This window comes from Streptomyces sp. M41(2017) (genome assembly GCF_002078175.1).
Classification (GTDB): Bacteria; Actinomycetota; Actinomycetes; order Streptomycetales; family Streptomycetaceae; genus Streptomyces.
Genome location: NZ_MWFK01000001.1, coordinates 1,825,604 through 1,842,946, shown reverse-complemented (window position 1 = coordinate 1,842,946; position 17,343 = coordinate 1,825,604). Strand labels below are relative to the sequence as shown.

Here is a 17,343-nt window from a genome sequence, read left to right as displayed (position 1 = left end):
TGCGGAGCCGAGTCGAGTGGCGGCTCCAGGCGGCGGTGCACCGGACGGTGCGGCCCGCCTCGGTGAGGCGGGCCGCACACTCGGGTCAGCTCAGGTTCGCGACGGTCGAGCGGACCTTGGTGATGATCTCGTCGGGGATCGGCGCGTACTGGGCGGCGGTGAGCTGCTTCTGGCCGTCCTCGCTCGCGATGTAGGTGAGGAAGGACTTCGTGGCGGCCAGGGTGTCGGCCTTGTTGCCCTTCTCGCAGACGATCTCGTAGGTGACCAGGGTGAGCGGGTAGGCGCCCTCCTCGGTCGGCTTGTAGTTCAGCTCCAGGGCCAGGTCGTTGCCGACGCCGGCGACCTTGGCGGAGGAGATGGCCTTGGTGGCGTTCTCGACGGTGGCCTTGACCGGGGTGGCGGCCTCCGTCTTCAGGTCGACGGTGCTGATGCCGTCGGCGGCGTAGGAGAGCTCGAAGTACGAGATCGCGCCGGCGGTCTGCTTCACCTGCTGGGCGAGACCGGAGGAACCCTGAGCGGACTGGCCGCCCTGCGCCTGCCAGGCCTTGCCGCCCGAGTACTTCCAGTCCGACGGGGAGACGGCCTTGAGGTACTTGGTGAAGTTGTCCGTGGTGCCGGACTCGTCCGAACGGTGGAACGCCTGGATCTTGGTGCTGGGGAGCTTGGCGTCGGGGTTGAGCTTGGCGATCGCCTCGTCGTCCCACGTCTTGATCTTGCCGTCGAAGATCTTGGAGATCGTCGAGGCGTCCAGCACGAGGTTGTCGACACCCGGGAGGTTGTAACCGATGGCGATGGGGCCACCGACCATGGGCAGGTCGACCGCGTTGTTGCCGTCACAGGACTTCTTGGCCGCCGTGGCCTCTTCCGGCTTGAGCGCCGAGTCCGAACCGGCGAACGCGGTCTGGCCCTGGGTGAACGCCGTGACACCGGCGCCCGAACCCGTCGGGTTGTAGTTGATCTGAACGCCCTTGCAGGCGGCCGTGTAGGCCTTGACCCAGGCGTCGATCGCGTTCTTCTGCGCGGAGGAGCCGGACGCCTGCAGCTGGCCCTTGGCGTCGTCGCACTTGATGGAGCCCGCGGCCGCGGTCGGCGCCGAGCTGCCGCCCGCGTCGTTCTTGCCCGTGTCGTCAGAGCCGCACGCCGTGAGGGCCAGGGCGCCGGAGACGGCGAGAGCACCGAGGGTGAGGGCCCGCCGGTTCATGCGCTGAAGCTTCACTTTCGGGAGTTCCTTCCAGGAGCCGCCGTCTGGTGGCGGCGTGCGAAGTCTGAGTAATACGGTCCGTGGCGATGCGGCGAGAACGTCCGGGGACTTCCTTCGCACCGTGTAAGGCCGAAATTAGGCAGATCAGGTGAAGGCGCCGATGGCCATAAGTGAACGGGGGGTGAACCCCTGAGGGCGGTGCGGTGAGGTCACGGAAGGCTTACGTCGAGGACACGGCCGGATTCCGGCCCAGGGGGCCTACGGGGAAACGCTGAGTAACCAACAGGGGCGGCTGCTGTTTCAGCGTACGCACGCCTCCGCCATCCCTCATTCGACGCGCCTTTCCCGCGTGTACCGGCTCGCGTCCCCTGTTCGGAGCGAGGCGGACTCCGGGTTCGCGCCGGTACGGACGGTGTGCGCCGGCACGGGGCGGCCTCAGGTCAGGTGAAGCGCGTCGAGCAGGGCGTCCACCAGATCCCGGTCGCGCGGCTGGGTGAGACGGTGACGGGCCGCGACGGGGGAGAGCCACAGGACGCGGTCGACCTCGTCGTTCGGCGTGAAATGACCGTCGGCCGCCTCGGCCGCCCAGTAGCGGACCTCCTTGGGGCGGTCGCCCACGAGATAGCGGAGCGTGGGGAGGACGGCGCCCGGGGCGGCCCCGTAGCCCGTCTCCTCGCCGACCTCGCGCAGCGCCCCGGTCAGGGAGTCCTCGCCGCGCTTCAGCTTGCCCTTGGGATGCGACCAGTCGTCGTACTTGGGCCGGTGCACGAGGCAGATCTCCAGCCCGGAGCCGACCGGGGAGCGGCGCCACAGGACACAGCCCGCGGCCTGAATGGTGTCGTCGGCCATGGGGCCTCCCTCACGGGGTGCGTACGGCTTCCTTCTGCCATGCCTGCTGGAAGGCGAACCGGGCCGCCTCCACCTCGTGCCGCTGGTCGGCGTGGAGCACTCCCAGCGCGTATGCCGTCGCCGGCGCGATCCGCGGGGTGCGTGCCGCCGACGCCGCGGCCGCCGCGGCCTCCGCCGCGTCGCGATGCCGGTTGAGCGCCTGCCCCGCGCCGAGCAGCCGTCCGTCAACGGGGAACTCCCCGCCGTGCAGCACCTCGCGCGCGTAGCGGTGCAACCGCAGCAGCAGCCGGACCTGGTGCCAGGGCGCGTCCTGGGGCTGGGGGGCGGTGCCCGCGGAGAGGCCGTGCACGAGGGCCTCCGCGTTGTAGGGGTGGCCCGCGGTGACGAGCGGCAGCGCGGTCACGGCGTCGGCCAGCCGGTCCTGTGCCGCTCCGGCCAGTGGACGCAGGTCGGTGATGTCCGCGGCCGGGGTCAGCGGGACCTCGCTGGCGAGGACGGCGACGCTGTCGGCGACCGCGTGGAAACGGGAGGAGCCGAGCGCCTGGAGGGCCGCCGAGTGGGCGCGGGTCCGCGCGAGGGTCAGCTGCCGGTCGAGGAGAGCGCCGGCCTTGGCGGCGCCGACGGTCAGGCTCCCTTTGGGGGCGGCGGCCGGGCCCGGTCCCGCCTGCGCGGGCAGCGCGGCGGTTCCCGAGAGCCTGTTCAGCGCGCCGAGCAGGCGCTCCAGGCGCGCCGCGTACGCGTGCTCGCGGGCCAGGGTGCCCGACAGCCAGGCCAGCTCGGGGCGCATCGCCTCCGACCAGTCCGCGTCGAGGAGCGGCCGGAAGGTGTGCAGGCTGCCGCTGATACGACGGGCGGAGCGGCGCAGCGAGCGCGCCGCGTCACCCGGCTCCCCGGCGCCGTTCGCCGCGTTGCCGGTCTCCCGGTGCTGGCGCAGCGAGCGCAGGAACTCCGTGGCCTGGGCCCGGAGGTAGCCCGCCAGGGCGTCACCGATGGGGGCACCTTCCTGGACGGGAGGGGCCGGGACCGTGGGGGCCGTCCCGGCCGACGGACTGGTGGGGGGATCAAGGTGCTGCTGTGCCACGCCGGCGCCTCCGGGCGTCTATGAGCATCTCCTGGACGTTCCGCAGGGGCTGGCCATCCGCGTCGGTCGCGTGTCGGGTCCACTCGCCGTCGGGGCCGAGGTGCCAGGAGGCGGTGGTGTCGGACATGCCGGTCTCCAGCAGCCTGCCGAGGGCTGCGCGGTGTGCCGGATCGGTGACCCTGACCAGCGCTTCGATCCGCCGGTCGAGGTTGCGGTGCATCATGTCGGCGCTTCCGATCCACACCTCGGGTTCGCCGCCGTTGCCGAAGGAGAAGACCCGGGAGTGTTCGAGGAAGCGGCCGAGGACGGAACGCACCCGTATGTTCTCGGACAGGCCCGCGACGCCGGGCCGGACGGCGCAGATCCCGCGCACCCACACGTCGACCGGCACACCAGCCTGGGAGGCGCGGTACAGCGAGTCGATGAGGGCCTCGTCCACCATCGAGTTGACCTTGATGCGGACGAACGCGGGACGTCCGGCGTTGTGGTGCTGGACCTCCTTGTTGATCCGCGCGATCAGGCCGTCACGCAGCGACTTGGGGGCGACCAGCAGCCGGCGGTAGGTCTCGCGGCGGGAGTAGCCGGAGAGCCGGTTGAAGAGGTCGGAGAGGTCCGCGCCGACCTGGGGGTCTGCGGTGAGCAGTCCGAGGTCCTCGTAGAGCCGGGCCGTCTTCGGGTGGTAGTTGCCGGTGCCGACGTGGGAGTAGCGGCGCAGGGTGTCGCCCTCCTGCCGGACCACGAGCGACAGCTTGCAGTGCGTCTTCAGACCGACCAGGCCGTACACGACGTGGCAGCCGGACTCCTCCAGCTTCCTCGCCCACTTGATGTTGGCCTGCTCGTCGAAGCGGGCCTTGATCTCGACCAGGACGAGGACCTGCTTGCCGGACTCGGCGGCGTCTATCAGCGCGTCGACGATCGGCGAGTCGCCGGAGGTCCGGTACAGCGTCTGCTTGATGGCGAGGACGTCGGGGTCGGCCGCGGCCTGCTCCAGGAACGCCTGCACGGAGGTGGAGAAGGAGTCGTAGGGGTGGTGCAGCAGGACGTCGCGCTCGCGCAGCGCGGCGAAGATGTCCGGCGGGGACGCCGACTCGACCTCCGCGAGATCGCGGTGGGTGCCCGCGATGAACTTGGGGTACTTCAGCTCGGGCCGGTCGAGCGAGCCGATGCCGAAGAGGCCCGTGAGGTCCAGGGGGCCGGGCAGTGGGTACACCTCGGCCTCGGAGATCTTCAGCTCCCGTACGAGCAGGTCGAGGACGTACCGGTCGATGGACTCCTCCACCTCCAGGCGCACCGGCGGCCCGAAGCGGCGCCGCATGAGTTCCTTCTCCAGCGCCTGGAGCAGGTTCTCGGCGTCGTCCTCCTCGACCTCCAGGTCCTCGTTCCGGGTGAGCCGGAACGTGTGGTGCTCCAGGACCTCCATGCCCGGGAACAGCTCTTCCAGGTGCGCCGCGATCACGTCCTCGATGGGGACGTAGCGGTTCGGGGAGGCCTCGAGGAAGCGGGAGAGCAGCGGCGGGACCTTGACGCGCGCGAAGTGGCGGTGGCCGCTGACCGGGTTGCGCACGATGACGGCCAGGTTCAGCGACAGGCCGGAGATGTACGGGAAGGGGTGCGCGGGGTCGACGGCCAGCGGGGTCAGGACCGGGAAGATCTGATGCCGGAAGAGCGTGAAGAGCCGGGCCTGTTCCTTCTCGGTCAGCTCGCTCCAGCGGACCAGGTGGATGCCCTCCTCCGCGAGCGCGGGAGCGACGTCCTCCTGGTAGCAGGCGGCGTGCCGGGCCATGAGCTCGCGGGAGCGCGCCCAGATCATCTCCAGGACCTCGCGGGGCTGGAGACCCGACGCGGACTTGGTCGCGACGCCGGTGGCGATGCGGCGCTTCAGGCCGGCCACCCGGACCATGAAGAACTCGTCCAGGTTGCTGGCGAAGATCGCCAGGAAGTTGGCGCGCTCCAGCAGCGGGGTGTTCGGATCCTCCGCGAGTTCGAGCACGCGTTCGTTGAACGCCAGCCAGCTGCGCTCACGGTCCAGGAACCGGCCCTGCGGCAGGGTGATCCCGTCCTGCACCGTGTCCTCGTACTCGTCGAGATCGGCGTCGAGGTCGGGCTCCAGGTCGGAGACGTTGGCCGCGACGGTGTGCGGCCGGTGCGCGGCGATGGATCCGACGGACGGCTGCGGGTGCTGCACGGGTGCCTGGGCGCTTGGCTGGTTCATGGACCCATTCTTCCGCGCCGAGGGCGAGACCGGCGCGTCGGAGAGGGCGGGCGCCAGCGCCGCGATGCGGAAATTTCCGTTCCGCTTGGCTGGCGTACGCTCACTGCGCGTGGTCGTCGAGGGCTCGTTCTCCGGTGGAGGAGAAGGCTCGGGCGCGGCGGGCTGCATTCCCCGAGGGTCGCAAGGTCACCTGAATCGATGGTTACGAGGACATGACGTGCGGGCTATCGGGGGGAGGCTCCCGGACGTCCGCGGGTCCGGAAAGCGGGCTGGGGCCCCTCGGGCGGGCGGCGGGCCCGCCCGGGACCCCACCGGTCACGCCGTGCGACGGCGCAGCAGGGTGAACGCGGCGGCCGCCGCGGCCCCCGCCACGGCGAGCAGCACCCCGCTCTCCACCAACTGCAGGGGCCAGAAGTGGGACTCCGGGTGGACGGTCGCCCAGAAGTCGCTCAGCCGGCTGTTCTTCATGCAGGCCCGGAGCTGGGCCTGTGTCTCGGAGCCGACGCAGGCGAGGTCGTTCCCGATGCGCCGCCCGTCGCTCGTGACGACGCCGTGTTCGAGGACCAGGACATCGGGCGGGAGGTCGAGGGCCGTCCGCCCGGTGATCGTCGTCGTGGGCCAGAGGCTCGGCCGCAGCGCCTGCATCAGGTGGGAGAGGGCGAGCGTCACGGCGAAGGCGGCTCCGGCGGCGGGCAGGGCCTTGCGCAGGACCAGACCGGCGAGGGCGCCGAGAGCCAGTCCGGCGAGGCCGTACGCGGCGGCGGTCGGGCCGATGGAGAGATAGATGTCCGAGTCGTACCAGGGGCCGAGCAGGTTCCCGTTCCCGTCGCGGCGGACCCCCACGTGGAGCAGGACGACCGCCGCGGTGCCCGCGGTGAGCAGGACCGCCGGGACGGCGAGTTTGGTGGCGAGCCAGCGCACCGGGGTGACGGACTGGGTCCAGGCCAGCTGGGCGGTGCCGTCCTCCAGTTCGCGTCCGATCAAAGCGGCGCCCGCCCAGGCGGCGACGGGGACCATCAGGTACGAGAGGGCGGTGGCGATCAGGTCGAGGCCGGCGTCGTAGAGGTCGTCCGTGGTCATCGCGTCGACGGTCGCGCAGTCGGGCAGGCCGTCGACGGGTGGTGTGGCGCACGGACCGCCGGCCACGCCGGCGTCCGGGGCGATGACGTACATCCAGGTCAGGACCGCGCCGGCGACGAGCAGGGCGGCGACCCACGCGAGCAGCGCGGCGCGGTGCAGGCGCAGCACGGTCCAGGTCAGGCCGGAGGGGCGGAGCGGGGCGGGGGCGGGCCGGGACGGCACGGCGGGCGCCGGGGGGCGCAGGGTCGGGGCGCTCATGAGGTGGACGTCCTCCTCAGGACGGCGAAGGCCGCGGCGACCAGGATCGCGGTGGCGGCCAGCAGCACGCCGGTCTCCAGGAGCTGGCGGGGCCAGTAGTCGGGGGAGGGGAGGTACTGCCGGGTGAAGCCGACGACGTCGTGCTTGGCGAGGCACGCGCGGCTCGCGTAGCAGCCCGGGTCGTGGATCTCCGCGCCGGTGGACGTGATGGCCCGGCTGCGGACGGACAGCTCGGGCTGCTGATAACTGCGCTGGAACGGCCAGAAGTTGGAACGCACGGCGATGACGGCGTACTGGACCGCACCCGCGGCGGCGAGGGCGGGGAGCGTGCGGCGCAGGGTGAGCCCGGCGAGGACGCCGACGGCCAGACCGAGCAGGGGGGCGGCGACGGTGGCCGGACCGATGGAGAAGTACAGGCGCTGGGGGCCGTAGCCGGCCAGCAGCAGGTTGCTGTGGGCGGACCACAGCATCCGGTAGAGCGCGACGAGCAGGCCGGTGCCGACCGTGACGAACAGCGCGGGCACGGCGAGTTTGGCGGCGAGCCAGCGGGCCGGGCTGACGGACTGGGTCCAGGCGAGCCGCGCGGTGCCGTTCTCCAGTTCGCGCGCGATCAGCGAGGTCCCCGCGAAGACGGCGACCGCGAACGAGGAGGCGTTCAGCAGGGAGGCCGGGTCGTAGAAGAGGTCGTTGTAGGCGGTGGAGAGGGGGGAGCCGATGGTGCCGGCGGTCCAGGCGTCGTCCTGCACCCCCGCGTAGCCGAAGGTGTCGAGCAGGTGCTGGGTGTGGGCGGCTCCCGGCCCGTACAGCCACAGCAGGAGGCCCGCGGTGAGCACCACGAAGGCGGTCCAGATCCACAGGGCGGTGCGGTGCAGACGCAGGAGCGTCCAGAGCAGCCCTCGTGGCCGGGGCAGCGCGCGGCGCACGGGGGACGTCAGGGAGGTGGCGCTCATCGGGTCACCGCCACGGGGGTCGCGGTCGTCCCGGGGGTGAGCAGGGCGGGGGTCGCGGGGGAGCGCAGGTGGGCGAGGAGCAGTTCCTCCAGTGAGGGCTGTTCGGCCTGCCAGTGGTCGTCCACGGGGCCGTCCTTGCGTATCAGGGCGGTGAGACCGCGGCCGGCCGCGCGGGATTCGACGACGAGGTGCGGGGCGAGGTCGGCGGGGGTGCCGCGGCCGGTCACCAGGGTGTGGGCGAGGAGCAGGTCGTCCAGGCCGCCCCCGAGCCGGATGCGTCCGCCGCCCAGGAGCAGCAGGTGATCGCAGGCGTCGGCGAGTTCGGAGACGATGTGCGAGGACATCAGCACGGTGGTGCCGCGCTCGGCGGCGTCCGCCATCAGGGTGCCCAGCAGTTCGTGGCGGGCCAGCGGGTCCAGGTCGGCCATCGGCTCGTCGAGCAGCATCAGGTCGGGCCGCTTGCCCAGCGCGAGGGCGAGGGCCACTCGGGTCCGCTGGCCCCCGGACAGGCGCCTGACCTTGGTCCCCGGGTCGAGTGAGCCCTGCTCCACGATCGCGGCCGCGCACGAGGAGTCCCAGAGGGCCGGGTTGAGTTCGGCGCCCAGGCGCAGGGTCTCGGCGATGGTGAGCTGGGTGTGCAGCGGCTTGTTCTGGGAGAGGTAGGCGACGCGTTCGCGTGCCTCGGCGGGGCCGGCGCCGAGCACGGTGAGGGTGCCGGCGGCGGGGCGCACCAGTCCGGCCGCCGCCGCCAGCAGCGTCGACTTGCCCGCGCCGTTGGGGCCGACGAGGGCGCTGACCCGGCCGGCCGGAAGGCGGAAGGAGCAGTCGTCCAGGGCCGCGGCGGAGCGCCGGCCATAGCGCACGGTGAGGCCGTGCGCCTCGACGGCGACGCCGGGGTGGGTGGTGCGGGTGGAACTCACTGGTCCCCCTTCGGGAAGTGTGCGTCCAGTACGGAGGTGAACAGCGCGGCCACGTCCTCGCGGTCCAGGCCCGCCGCGCGGGCGTCGCGCGCCCAGGCGTCGAGTTCCTCGCCGAGGGGCGAGTCGGCCGGGGCGGCGCCGAGCGTTCTGCGGACGAAGGTGCCGAGGCCGCGCCGGGCCTCGACCAGGCCTTCGCGTTCCAGCTCGCGGTAGGCCTTCAGGACGGTGTTCGGGTTGATGGCGGTGGCTTCGACGACTTCGCGGGCCGTGGGGAGCTTGTCGCCGGGTTCGAGGAGCCCGAGGCGCAGCGCCTGCTTCGTCTGCTGGACGATCTGGACGTAGGTGGCGACGCCGCTGCGTCGGTCGATGCGGTACGCGACCACTCGGACAACCACCCTTTCACTAATTGAGTAGTGAAAGGGTGGTGCAAGGGGGTGGCAGTCGTCAAGTCGGCCCCGCCCGCCCGGGGCCCACGACGCCGGGATCATGGCTCCCACCAGGCACGGAAGGCCGTTCAGAAAAAACCCGCCGGAGCGTGAACCGATCGGCGGGGCTCGTCCGATGAGGGGGTGTGAGGGAAACGAGAAGCGACGGAGAGCTGCTGCGGGCCATCGCGGCGGACAGGGAGCGTCGCGCCTTCGAGGAGCTGTACCGGCGGTATGCGCCGTGGCTGAGCGCGCGGTTGCGCGGCCGGTGCGCCGACCCCGGGATCGTCGACGACGTCGTCCAGGAGACCTTCCTCGCGGTCTGGCACGGCTCCGCCCGCTACCGCGAGGAGGGAGACCCGGCCGGCTGGCTGTGGCGCATCGGCTCGCGGCGGCTCGTCGACTCCCTGCGGGGGGACGGCGCGCGCGGCAGGCTGCGCGGCGCGCTGGCCCGGCTCCGGCACCGCGACGAGGTCTCGGCGGAGGAGCGTGTGCTGGCCGGCGTCGAACACGGCGACCTGGCGGGCGCGCTGACCGGACTCTCGCCCGAACTCCGGGCGGTGCTCCAGGCCACGGTGATCGACGGGCTCAGCACCCGGGAAGCGGCCGTCCTGCTCGGCATCCCGCCGGGCACGGTCAAGACGCGGGCACTGCGTGCGCGCAAGCAGTTGCGGGAGGCCCTGGCATGAGCGACGACCGTCGCGGAAGTGGTGACAGCGACAGGAAGGGTGACGGCGGCGTGGCCGACGGCAGCCGTACGGGCAGGGAGGAGAGCGTGACGGGCGGCAGCGCCGGGCGCACGGCCTGGCACGTGCCCGAGGAGGATCTCCGGGCCTATGAGCAGGGCGCGTTGGAGCCGCCCCGCCTGTGGTCGACCGACACCCACCTCGCCGCGTGCGACCGGTGCCGAGCCGAACTGGCCGCGTGCAGCGACCCGGTGGCCCTGGACGCCGGCTGGGAGCGGCTCGACGCCGAGCTCGACGCCCCCCGGCCCGGCCCGGTCGAGGCGCTGCTCGTCCGGTTCGGCGTCGCCGATCACACCGCGCGGCTGCTGGCCGCCGCCCCCGTCCTGCGCCGGTCCTGGCTCGGCGCGGTCGTCGCCGTCCTCGCCATGACGGTCGCCGCGGCCAACGCGGCACGGGTCGGCGCCACCCCCACCCTCTTCCTCGCCCTCGCCCCCCTGCTCCCCCTCGCCGGGGTCGCCGTCTCCTACGGCCCGAGGCTCGACCCTGCCTACGAGATGGCGGTCGTCTCCCCGCTCCACGGCTTCCGCCTCCTGATGATCCGTACGGTCGCGGTCCTCACGGTCGGCCTCGGACTGAACGGCGTGGCGACCCTCGCCCTCCCGTCCTACGGCCTGCGGGCCCTGGCCTGGCTGCTGCCCGCCCTCGCCCTCACCGCGAGCGGCCTCGCCCTGGCCTCCCGGCTCGGCCCCGTCCTCGCGCCCTCCCTGGTCGCGGGCGGCTGGGTCACCGTGCTGGCCGTGGCCCGGGCGACCACGGCGTCGGGCAGCACCCTCGCCCCGTTCACGGCGGCCGGACAGGGCGTCGCCGGAGCGGTCGCGGCTCTTGCCGCCGCACTCCTCTACCTCGCGCGGGACCGGTTCGACACCTCGCGCCTCCCGTTCACCGACCTCACCGACAGGAACACCGCATGATCCCCACCGTCTCCGCCTCCGGCCTGAGCCTCCGCTTCGGAGGGACGCGCGCGCTCGACGACGTCTCGCTGCGCCTCGGTGACGGCGTCACCGGCCTCCTCGGCCCCAACGGCGCGGGCAAGACCACCCTGTTGCGGGTGCTCGCCACCGCCGTACCGGCAGACCGGGGAGCCTTCACGGTCCTCGGACACGACCCGGGCACCACCGCGGGACGCCTGGACGTCCGCCGGGCCCTCGGCTACCTCCCGCAGACGCCCGGATTCCACCAGGACTTCTCCGCCTTCGAGTTCGTCGACTACGTGGCGATCCTCAAGGAGCTGACCGACCGCACCGCCCGGCACCGCGAGGTGCGGCGCGTCCTGGAGGCCGTCGACCTGTCCGACGTGCGCGGCAAGCGCATCAAGCGCCTGTCCGGCGGGATGCGCCAGCGGGTGGCGCTCGCAGCCGCACTCGTCGGCGACCCCGGGTTCCTCGTCCTCGACGAGCCGACCGTCGGGCTCGACCCCGAACAGCGGATGCGCTTCCGTGAGCTGATCGCCCAGGCGGGAGAAGGACGTACCGTCCTGCTCTCCACCCACCAGACCGAAGACGTCGCGATGCTCTGCCACCGCGTGATCGTCATGGCGGGCGGCCGCATCCGTTTCGAGGGCACCCCGGCCGAGCTGACCGCCCGCGCCGCCGGCCATGTCTGGAGCAGCGCCGAGCGTGACCCGGCCGCCAGAGCCGGATGGCGCACCGGCGCAGGAACCTTCCGCAACGTCGGCGACCCTCCCGAAGGCGCCGACCTCCTCGAACCGACCCTGGAAGACGGCTATCTGCTCACGCTCGACGGTGAGCCCGCGGAGGTGGCGGCATGAGCGCCGGTACGCACACGCTCCCCCCGACCCCTGCCACCGACGGGGAGCGGGCCACGCCGAGCCCGCGGTCCAGCGGGACCGCCGTCGTCGCCCTCGCGCGCTTCGAGGCACGCGAACTGCTCCTCCAGATCCCGGTCCTGCTCTTCCTCGCCGTGTACGTCGCCTACACCGCGTGGACCCTGTTCTCCGGCCGTGAGGGCATGGACGAGTTCCCCGTCCTCCAGGACGTCGACCGGTCCACCCAGTCCGCCCCGCTGCTCCTCGCCATCGCCCTGTTCGTCGGGGTGAACCGCGCGGTGCTGCGCTCGCGCCGCCAGTCCACCGACCGGCACTTCGACGTGCTGGTCATGGAGCCGTGGCGGCGGACGCTGGCCCACGCGCTGTCCGTGCTCCCGTTCGTCGCGATCACCGCCCTGGTCGTCGGCTTCGAGTTCACCTGGGCGGCACTGAAGCCGGGCGCCGTCGGGCACGGTTCACCCGCCGAGCTGGCCGTGGGCCCCCTGGTGGTCCTGCTGGCCGGTGTCCTCGGCGTCCTGCTGGCGCGGCTGATCCCGGTCGGGTTCGTCGCACCGCCCTTCGTGATCGGCGCCTACGCCGTCACCATCCTGGTCTCCGCGTCCACCCAGGGCGCGCACTGGGTGACCTGGCTCGGCCCGGTCGTCTCCGACGCCGGCGCGGACCCCTTCCCGTCCGACCTGCTGGGCCGCCCGGCCGCCTGGCACGCCCTCTATCTCATCGGCCTCACCGGCCTGTTGCTCTGCCTCGCGGTCCGGCTGAGCGGTGGCCGGACCCGACTGCTCGCGGCCGTCGCGGTGGTCGCCGCCGCCGCGACCGGTCTCGGAGTGGCCGGACAGTCCCCGGGCGACTCCGCCGCGCTGACCGCGGCCCGCGTGAAGGCCTCCGTCACCCCGCAGAAGGTGCAGGTCTGCATCGAACACGGGCGGTCGACGTACTGCGCGTTTCCCGAGTGGGCCGGCCGCACCGCCGACTGGGCCGACATCGTGGACCGCATCCAGTCCCGCGCGGGCGGATCGGCCGGAGGGGAGCGGCTGACGGTGCGCCAGCGCATCGACGCCCGGTACGGCCTGCAGAGTGACGCCCTGGTCACCCCGTCGGGCACGCCGGGCATCGTGACGGTCGGCACGCGCTGGGGCGGGAACCGCACCCCCGAGTTCGCCGTCGGCGTCGCCTCGGTGCTGGTCGCGGGGGACGAGAAGAGCGCCGGTGAGGCGTGCGACGCCCGCATGGTGACCACCATGTGGCTGGCGCTGAGCACACAGCCGGACCCGATGCAGTCCCTGCGCGACGTGCGGCTCGACGACAGCACGAAGGGCTCCGCCTACGTGCTCGCTCCCACCGGCAGTCTCTACATGACCGCCCAGCAGACCACCGTGGTACGGGAGTTGCTGGCCAAGCCGCACTACAGCGTGGCCGCCAAGGTCAAGGCCCACTGGACGGAGCTGGCCTCACCGAAGACGCCGACGACGCGGGTGGCCGAGCTGCTCGGCGTACCGGTCGGGGGCAAGGGGACGCCGGCGGACTCGGGGAGCGGATCGTGCGTGAGGTAGACGTGGCGGGCCGGCCGACGGGAGGTTCCCGCGGCTCCGCAGCCGCTGATGAGCGGTTCGGAGAGACTGCCGGACGGCCCGCGGGAGGAGCTGGGCGCCCCCGGGCTCACGAGGTCGCCGCCGTCCTCGCCCGGCCGGTGTGGCCCACCCTGCCCCGCACGGCGCTGGCCGCTGGCGCTTGTCTCGGGCTGCTGCTGGTCTGCACACCGCGGATGCTCTCCGGCGAGGTCGACCGCTGGCTCTGCCTCAACCTGTTGCGGGCCGCCGCACTCGCCTACGCCCTGGGACTGGCCTTCCTGCTGGACGACCCGGCCCGGCACACCACGGCCGCGGTGCCGACGCGGCGGCCGGTACGGATCGGGGTGCGACTGGGACTCGTCGCTCCGCTGACGGCGGCCTGGTGGACGGCGGCCCTGTTCCTCGTACCCGAGGCGGGCCGGCCGCCCCTGGGGGCCGTCACCCTGGAGGCGGCGGCCCTCGCAGCCCTCGCGCTGGCCGCCGCGACCGTGGCCGTACGGCTCTCGGAGGCGACCGGACCGGGCCTCGCGGTGTCCGCGGGACTCGTGGGCACCTTCTTCGCGGCGGCCCTGCTGCTCCCCGAGCGATGGAAACTCTTCGTCGCGACGAACGACCCCCACTGGGACGACGCGCACCGGAGATGGGCGGGCGTCCTGGCCGTGGCGGTATTGGTGGGGGCGGCGAGCCTCGCCGAGCCCCTGCGGCGGCGGAGAGCGACCGTCCCCGGCCGCCGCTGACGTCGACCGCCCGGGGCCCGGCGCCGACGCCGGAGTCGGGGCGCAGGCTGGGACGGGAGTCGGGGTCGCTCGCAGGCGGATCGTTACTCCGTCGCGGACTCGGACCGCCGATTCCCACCGGATCCGGACCGCTGCTCCCTACCGGACCAGGGCCTGAATCCCGTCCTGGACCGGCGCTTGTATCCCCTCCCGGGCCAGGGCCGATGTCCCCTCCCGGACCGCAGGGCTCCGTCGCGGACCGGGGTCAGGACTCCGTTCGGTACATCAGGTCGGTCTCGTGGGTGACGAAGCCGAGGCGTTCGTAGACGGCGACGGCCGGCTTGTTGTCGGCGTCCACGTAGAGCATCGCGGTGGGGAGGCCCTGGGCGGCGAGATGGCGGAGCCCGATCGTGGTCAGGGCCTTGCCGAGGCCGCCACCCTGGACGCCCGGGCGCACACCGAGGACGTACACCTCACCGAGGCCCTCCTCGGCGTGCACCTTCGTCCAGTGGAAGCCGACGAGTTCGTCGCCGCGGAAGGCGAGGAAGAAGCCGGCCGGGTCGAACCACGTCTCGCCGATCCGGTCGTCCAGGTCGCGCTGTGTGAGGGAGCCCTGCTCGGGGTGGTGCGCGAAGGCGGCGGCGTTCACGGCGAGCCAGGCGGTGTCGTCCTGTCCCGGCACGAAGGCGCGGACGCTCACGCCTTCCGGCAGCTTCGGGTCGGCCAGATCGAGGCCCTCCAACGGGCGGCGCATCTGGCGCAGTTCACGGAAGAGCGTGAGGCCGAGGACCTGGGCGAGGTGCCGGGCGGCTGAGTGGCCGCCGTGCGCCCACACCCGCAGGCGCTTGCCGGACTCGTTGAGCATGGCCGTGCCGAGCGCGCGTCCGTGACCGTGTCCCCGGTGCGCAGGGCGGACGACCAGTTCGGCGGCCGGGGCCTCGACCGGGTCGGTGTCCTCCAGCTGGCCGTAGCCGACCAGTTCGTCGCCGAGGGTCAGCAGAAGGTGCCGGACGCCCTCGCGGGCCCCGCCCTTCAGCTGTAGCCGCCCCTGTTCGGACACCGCCTGCTGCCCGTCCTCCAGGGCGGCCTCCGAGAGCAGCCGGAGCACGTCCTCGGCCTGGTCCGGGGACAGCTCGGAGTAGGTCGCGATGGAGCGCGAGCTGGCGAGGGGTGAGGTGTCGTCGCTGGTCATGGATACGAGGGTACGGCGCGGTGATTGGGGGACAAGCGGTTGAGCGGCGTCGATGTGGATCGTGGCGGGGCAGAGGTCCCCCGCGGGGTGCGCGGTGGCCGCGGCAGGGTGGGCCGGGGGCCTCGCGGAGCGGGGCGTCAGCCTCCGGTGAACCGATGGCAACCAGTCCGTAACCCCGAACCCCCTGTTGCGCTACGCGCGTTGATTCTAAAGTGCGTGCAAATGCCACGGCCGTCACAGCGACCGCGCAGTCCAGCCGGCCCGCGCTCGCACCACCCGCTCGACCGGCACCACGTGTTCCACTGCTCCACCGCTCCACTTGTTCCACCGGCTCCACCTGCTCGACCGGTGTCACGTGCTCGACCGGCACCACCCGTTCCACCGCGGGCGCGTCACTGCCCGGCCCGCACCACCCGCTCGGCCCTCGCACGCCGCGTCACGTCAGGTCACGATCCACCGCTTTCGCCTCTCACCGTTCTCCAGGGGGGAACCATGCCGCCCACCTTCCGGCACAGACGAACTCATCGACTCCTCGCGGCCGCCGCGGGTCTCGCCACCGTGGGCGCGCTGGCCGCGGCGATGCCCGCCAGCGCGCACCAGGACGACGCGACCCCGCTGCACCACCACGGCAGCGGCCGCTACCAGGACGTCCAGCTGCTCTCCTTCAACGACCTGCACGGCAACCTGGAGCCGCCGACCGGCTCCTCCGGCCGTGTCACGGAGCTGCAGCCCGACGGCACGACGAAGACCATCGACGCGGGTGGCGTCGAGTACCTGGCCACGCACCTGCGCGACGCCCGCAAGGGAAACAAGTACTCGATCACGGCCGCCGCAGGTGACATGGTCGGCGCCTCTCCCCTGATCTCCGGGCTCTTCCACGACGAGCCGACGATCGACGCGCTGAACAAGCTCGACCTGGACGTGACGAGCGTCGGCAACCACGAGTTCGACGAGGGCGCCAAGGAGCTGGCCCGCCTGCAGAAGGGCGGCTGCCACCCGACGGACGGCTGCTACGACAAGAAGGCGAAGTTCAAGGGCGCCGACTTCCCCTACCTCGCGGCGAACGTCACCGACGAGAAGACCAAGAAGCCGATCCTCAAGCCCTACTGGGTCTGGAAGAAGAACGGCGTCAAGGTCGGCTTCATCGGCGTCACGCTGGAGGGCACACCCAACATCGTCTCCGCCGAGGGCGTCAAGGGCCTGAAGTTCGGCGACGAGGTCGAGACGATCAACAAGTACGCCAAGGAACTCCAGCGGCAGGGCGTGAAGTCCATCGTCGCGCTGATCCACGAGGGCGGGGCGCCCGCCTCGCAGTCGTACAACTACGACTGCGACAGCCCCGGCGCGGGCGACGGCATCTCCGGGCCGATCGTCGACATCGCCAAGAACGTCACGCCGGCCGTCGACGCCCTGGTCACCGGCCACACCCACCAGGCCTACGCGTGCACCATCCCCGACCCGGCGGGCAACCCCCGCATGGTCACCTCGGCCTCCTCCTTCGGCCGGCTCTACACGGACACCACGCTGACGTACGACCGCCGGACCGGCGACATCGCGCGCACGGCAGTCAAGTCCGCGAACCACGTGGTCACCCGTGACGTCGCCAAGGCGGCCGACCTGACGTCGCTGATCGCCAAGTGGAACGCGCTCTCCGCGCCGATCGCCTCGCGCCCCATCGGCTACATCGCCGGTGACATCGGCAACGCCGGCACCGAGTCCCCGCTCGGCGACCTGATCGCCGACGCGCAGCTCGCGTACGGCAAGTCCGTCGACGCCGAGGCCGACCTCGCCGTGATGAACCCGGGCGGCATCCGTGCCGGGCTCACCTACGCGGCGAGCGGCAGCGAGGGCGACGGCGTCGTGACCTTCGGCGAGGCGTACACGGTCCAGCCGTTCGCCAACACGGTCAACCTGGTCGACCTCACCGGCGCCCAGGTGGTCACCGCGCTCCAGCAGCAGGTCAGCGGCGCCAACGAGGCCTCCCCGAAGATCCTCCAGATCTCCAAGGGCCTCACCTACACCCTCGACCTGACGAAGACCGGCGCGGCCCGCGTCGTCACCGACTCGGTCAAGCTGAACGGCGCGGCCATCGACCCGGCCGCCACCTACCGCGTCGCGATGAACTCCTTCCTCGCGGGCGGCGGCGACGGCTTCGCGGAACTCGGCAAGGGCACGAACGTCCGGGTCGGCAACGACGACCTCGCGGCGCTGGAGACGTACCTGACGGCCGGCTCCTCCGCCACGGCGCCGTACCCGGTCCCGGCCGCGGACCGGATCACGATCGTCAAGTAGTCCCGCGGGACCGCCGCCGATCGTGAAGTTGATCGCATACGGGCGGTAGCAGTTGCGGTCAGGGGCG

The 17,343-nt window shown here is 72.5% G+C and carries 15 protein-coding genes; 6 read left to right on the top strand and 9 right to left on the bottom strand.

The window, feature by feature from the left end; all coding sequences use genetic code 11:
- Positions 1-85: 85 nt before the first annotated feature.
- The 8 genes from pstS to B0675_RS08040 all read right to left on the bottom strand — a co-directional run bounded on the left by pstS (position 86) and on the right by B0675_RS08040 (position 8,934).
- The gene (gene pstS / locus B0675_RS08075; protein WP_241539732.1) at positions 86-1,216 is read right to left on the bottom strand and encodes a phosphate ABC transporter substrate-binding protein PstS; all 1,131 of its coding nucleotides are present in this window, start codon (positions 1,214-1,216) and stop codon (positions 86-88) included.
- Between the two features lie 420 nt (positions 1,217-1,636).
- Positions 1,637-2,050 (bottom strand): NUDIX hydrolase, encoded by a 414-nt coding sequence (locus B0675_RS08070; RefSeq protein WP_081218148.1) that lies wholly within the window; start codon positions 2,048-2,050, stop codon positions 1,637-1,639.
- Between the two features lie 10 nt (positions 2,051-2,060).
- Positions 2,061-3,131 carry a CHAD domain-containing protein gene (locus tag B0675_RS08065; protein ID WP_081218147.1) on the bottom strand — a complete coding sequence of 357 codons (1,071 nt, stop codon included), beginning with the start codon at positions 3,129-3,131 and terminating at the stop codon, positions 2,061-2,063.
- Positions 3,112-5,343, bottom strand: a complete 2,232-nt coding sequence (locus B0675_RS08060) for an RNA degradosome polyphosphate kinase (protein WP_081218146.1) — start codon at positions 5,341-5,343, stop codon at positions 3,112-3,114. The genes B0675_RS08065 and B0675_RS08060 overlap by 20 nt, the downstream gene beginning before the upstream one ends.
- A gap of 315 nt (positions 5,344-5,658) precedes the next feature.
- On the bottom strand, positions 5,659-6,681 hold the full coding sequence (locus B0675_RS08055) for a hypothetical protein (RefSeq protein ID WP_241539731.1): 1,023 nt from the start codon (positions 6,679-6,681) through the stop codon (positions 5,659-5,661).
- Positions 6,678-7,631: a hypothetical protein gene (locus B0675_RS08050; protein ID WP_081218145.1), complete on the bottom strand. Its 954-nt coding sequence runs from the start codon at positions 7,629-7,631 to the stop codon at positions 6,678-6,680. Before B0675_RS08050 ends, B0675_RS08055 begins: the two co-directional genes overlap by 4 nt.
- Positions 7,628-8,551 carry an ABC transporter ATP-binding protein gene (locus tag B0675_RS08045; RefSeq protein ID WP_081218144.1) on the bottom strand — a complete coding sequence of 308 codons (924 nt, stop codon included), beginning with the start codon at positions 8,549-8,551 and terminating at the stop codon, positions 7,628-7,630. Before B0675_RS08045 ends, B0675_RS08050 begins: the two co-directional genes overlap by 4 nt.
- On the bottom strand, positions 8,548-8,934 hold the full coding sequence (locus tag B0675_RS08040; RefSeq protein WP_081218143.1) for a GntR family transcriptional regulator: 387 nt from the start codon (positions 8,932-8,934) through the stop codon (positions 8,548-8,550). Before B0675_RS08040 ends, B0675_RS08045 begins: the two co-directional genes overlap by 4 nt.
- 188 nt (positions 8,935-9,122) lie before the next feature.
- Between B0675_RS08040 and B0675_RS08035 the strand changes: the two genes are divergently transcribed.
- The 5 genes from B0675_RS08035 (at position 9,123) to B0675_RS08015 (ending at position 13,813) form a co-directional block, all read left to right on the top strand.
- The gene (locus B0675_RS08035; RefSeq protein WP_081218142.1) at positions 9,123-9,665 is read left to right on the top strand and encodes an RNA polymerase sigma factor; all 543 of its coding nucleotides are present in this window, start codon (positions 9,123-9,125) and stop codon (positions 9,663-9,665) included.
- 86 nt (positions 9,666-9,751) lie between these two features.
- Positions 9,752-10,633, top strand: coding sequence for a hypothetical protein (locus tag B0675_RS08030; RefSeq protein ID WP_081221669.1), 882 nt, complete (start codon positions 9,752-9,754; stop codon positions 10,631-10,633).
- The gene (locus B0675_RS08025; protein ID WP_081218141.1) at positions 10,630-11,490 is read left to right on the top strand and encodes an ABC transporter ATP-binding protein; all 861 of its coding nucleotides are present in this window, start codon (positions 10,630-10,632) and stop codon (positions 11,488-11,490) included. The genes B0675_RS08030 and B0675_RS08025 overlap by 4 nt, the downstream gene beginning before the upstream one ends.
- Entirely contained in the window at positions 11,487-13,058 is a 1,572-nt protein-coding gene (locus B0675_RS08020) for an ABC transporter permease (protein ID WP_081218140.1), read from the top strand. The genes B0675_RS08025 and B0675_RS08020 overlap by 4 nt, the downstream gene beginning before the upstream one ends.
- A complete protein-coding gene (locus tag B0675_RS08015; protein ID WP_347108306.1) occupies positions 13,046-13,813 on the top strand; it encodes an ABC transporter in 768 nt (255 codons plus the stop codon). The genes B0675_RS08020 and B0675_RS08015 overlap by 13 nt, the downstream gene beginning before the upstream one ends.
- A gap of 244 nt (positions 13,814-14,057) precedes the next feature.
- On the opposite strand, the gene mshD is transcribed toward B0675_RS08015, so the two are convergent.
- The gene (gene mshD, locus B0675_RS08010) at positions 14,058-14,984 is read right to left on the bottom strand and encodes a mycothiol synthase (RefSeq protein ID WP_081218138.1); all 927 of its coding nucleotides are present in this window, start codon (positions 14,982-14,984) and stop codon (positions 14,058-14,060) included.
- 492 nt (positions 14,985-15,476) lie between these two features.
- On the opposite strand from mshD, the gene B0675_RS08005 reads away from it, so the two are divergent.
- Positions 15,477-17,276, top strand: coding sequence for a bifunctional metallophosphatase/5'-nucleotidase (locus B0675_RS08005; RefSeq protein WP_081218137.1), 1,800 nt, complete (start codon positions 15,477-15,479; stop codon positions 17,274-17,276).
- Positions 17,277-17,343: the final 67 nt, after the last annotated feature.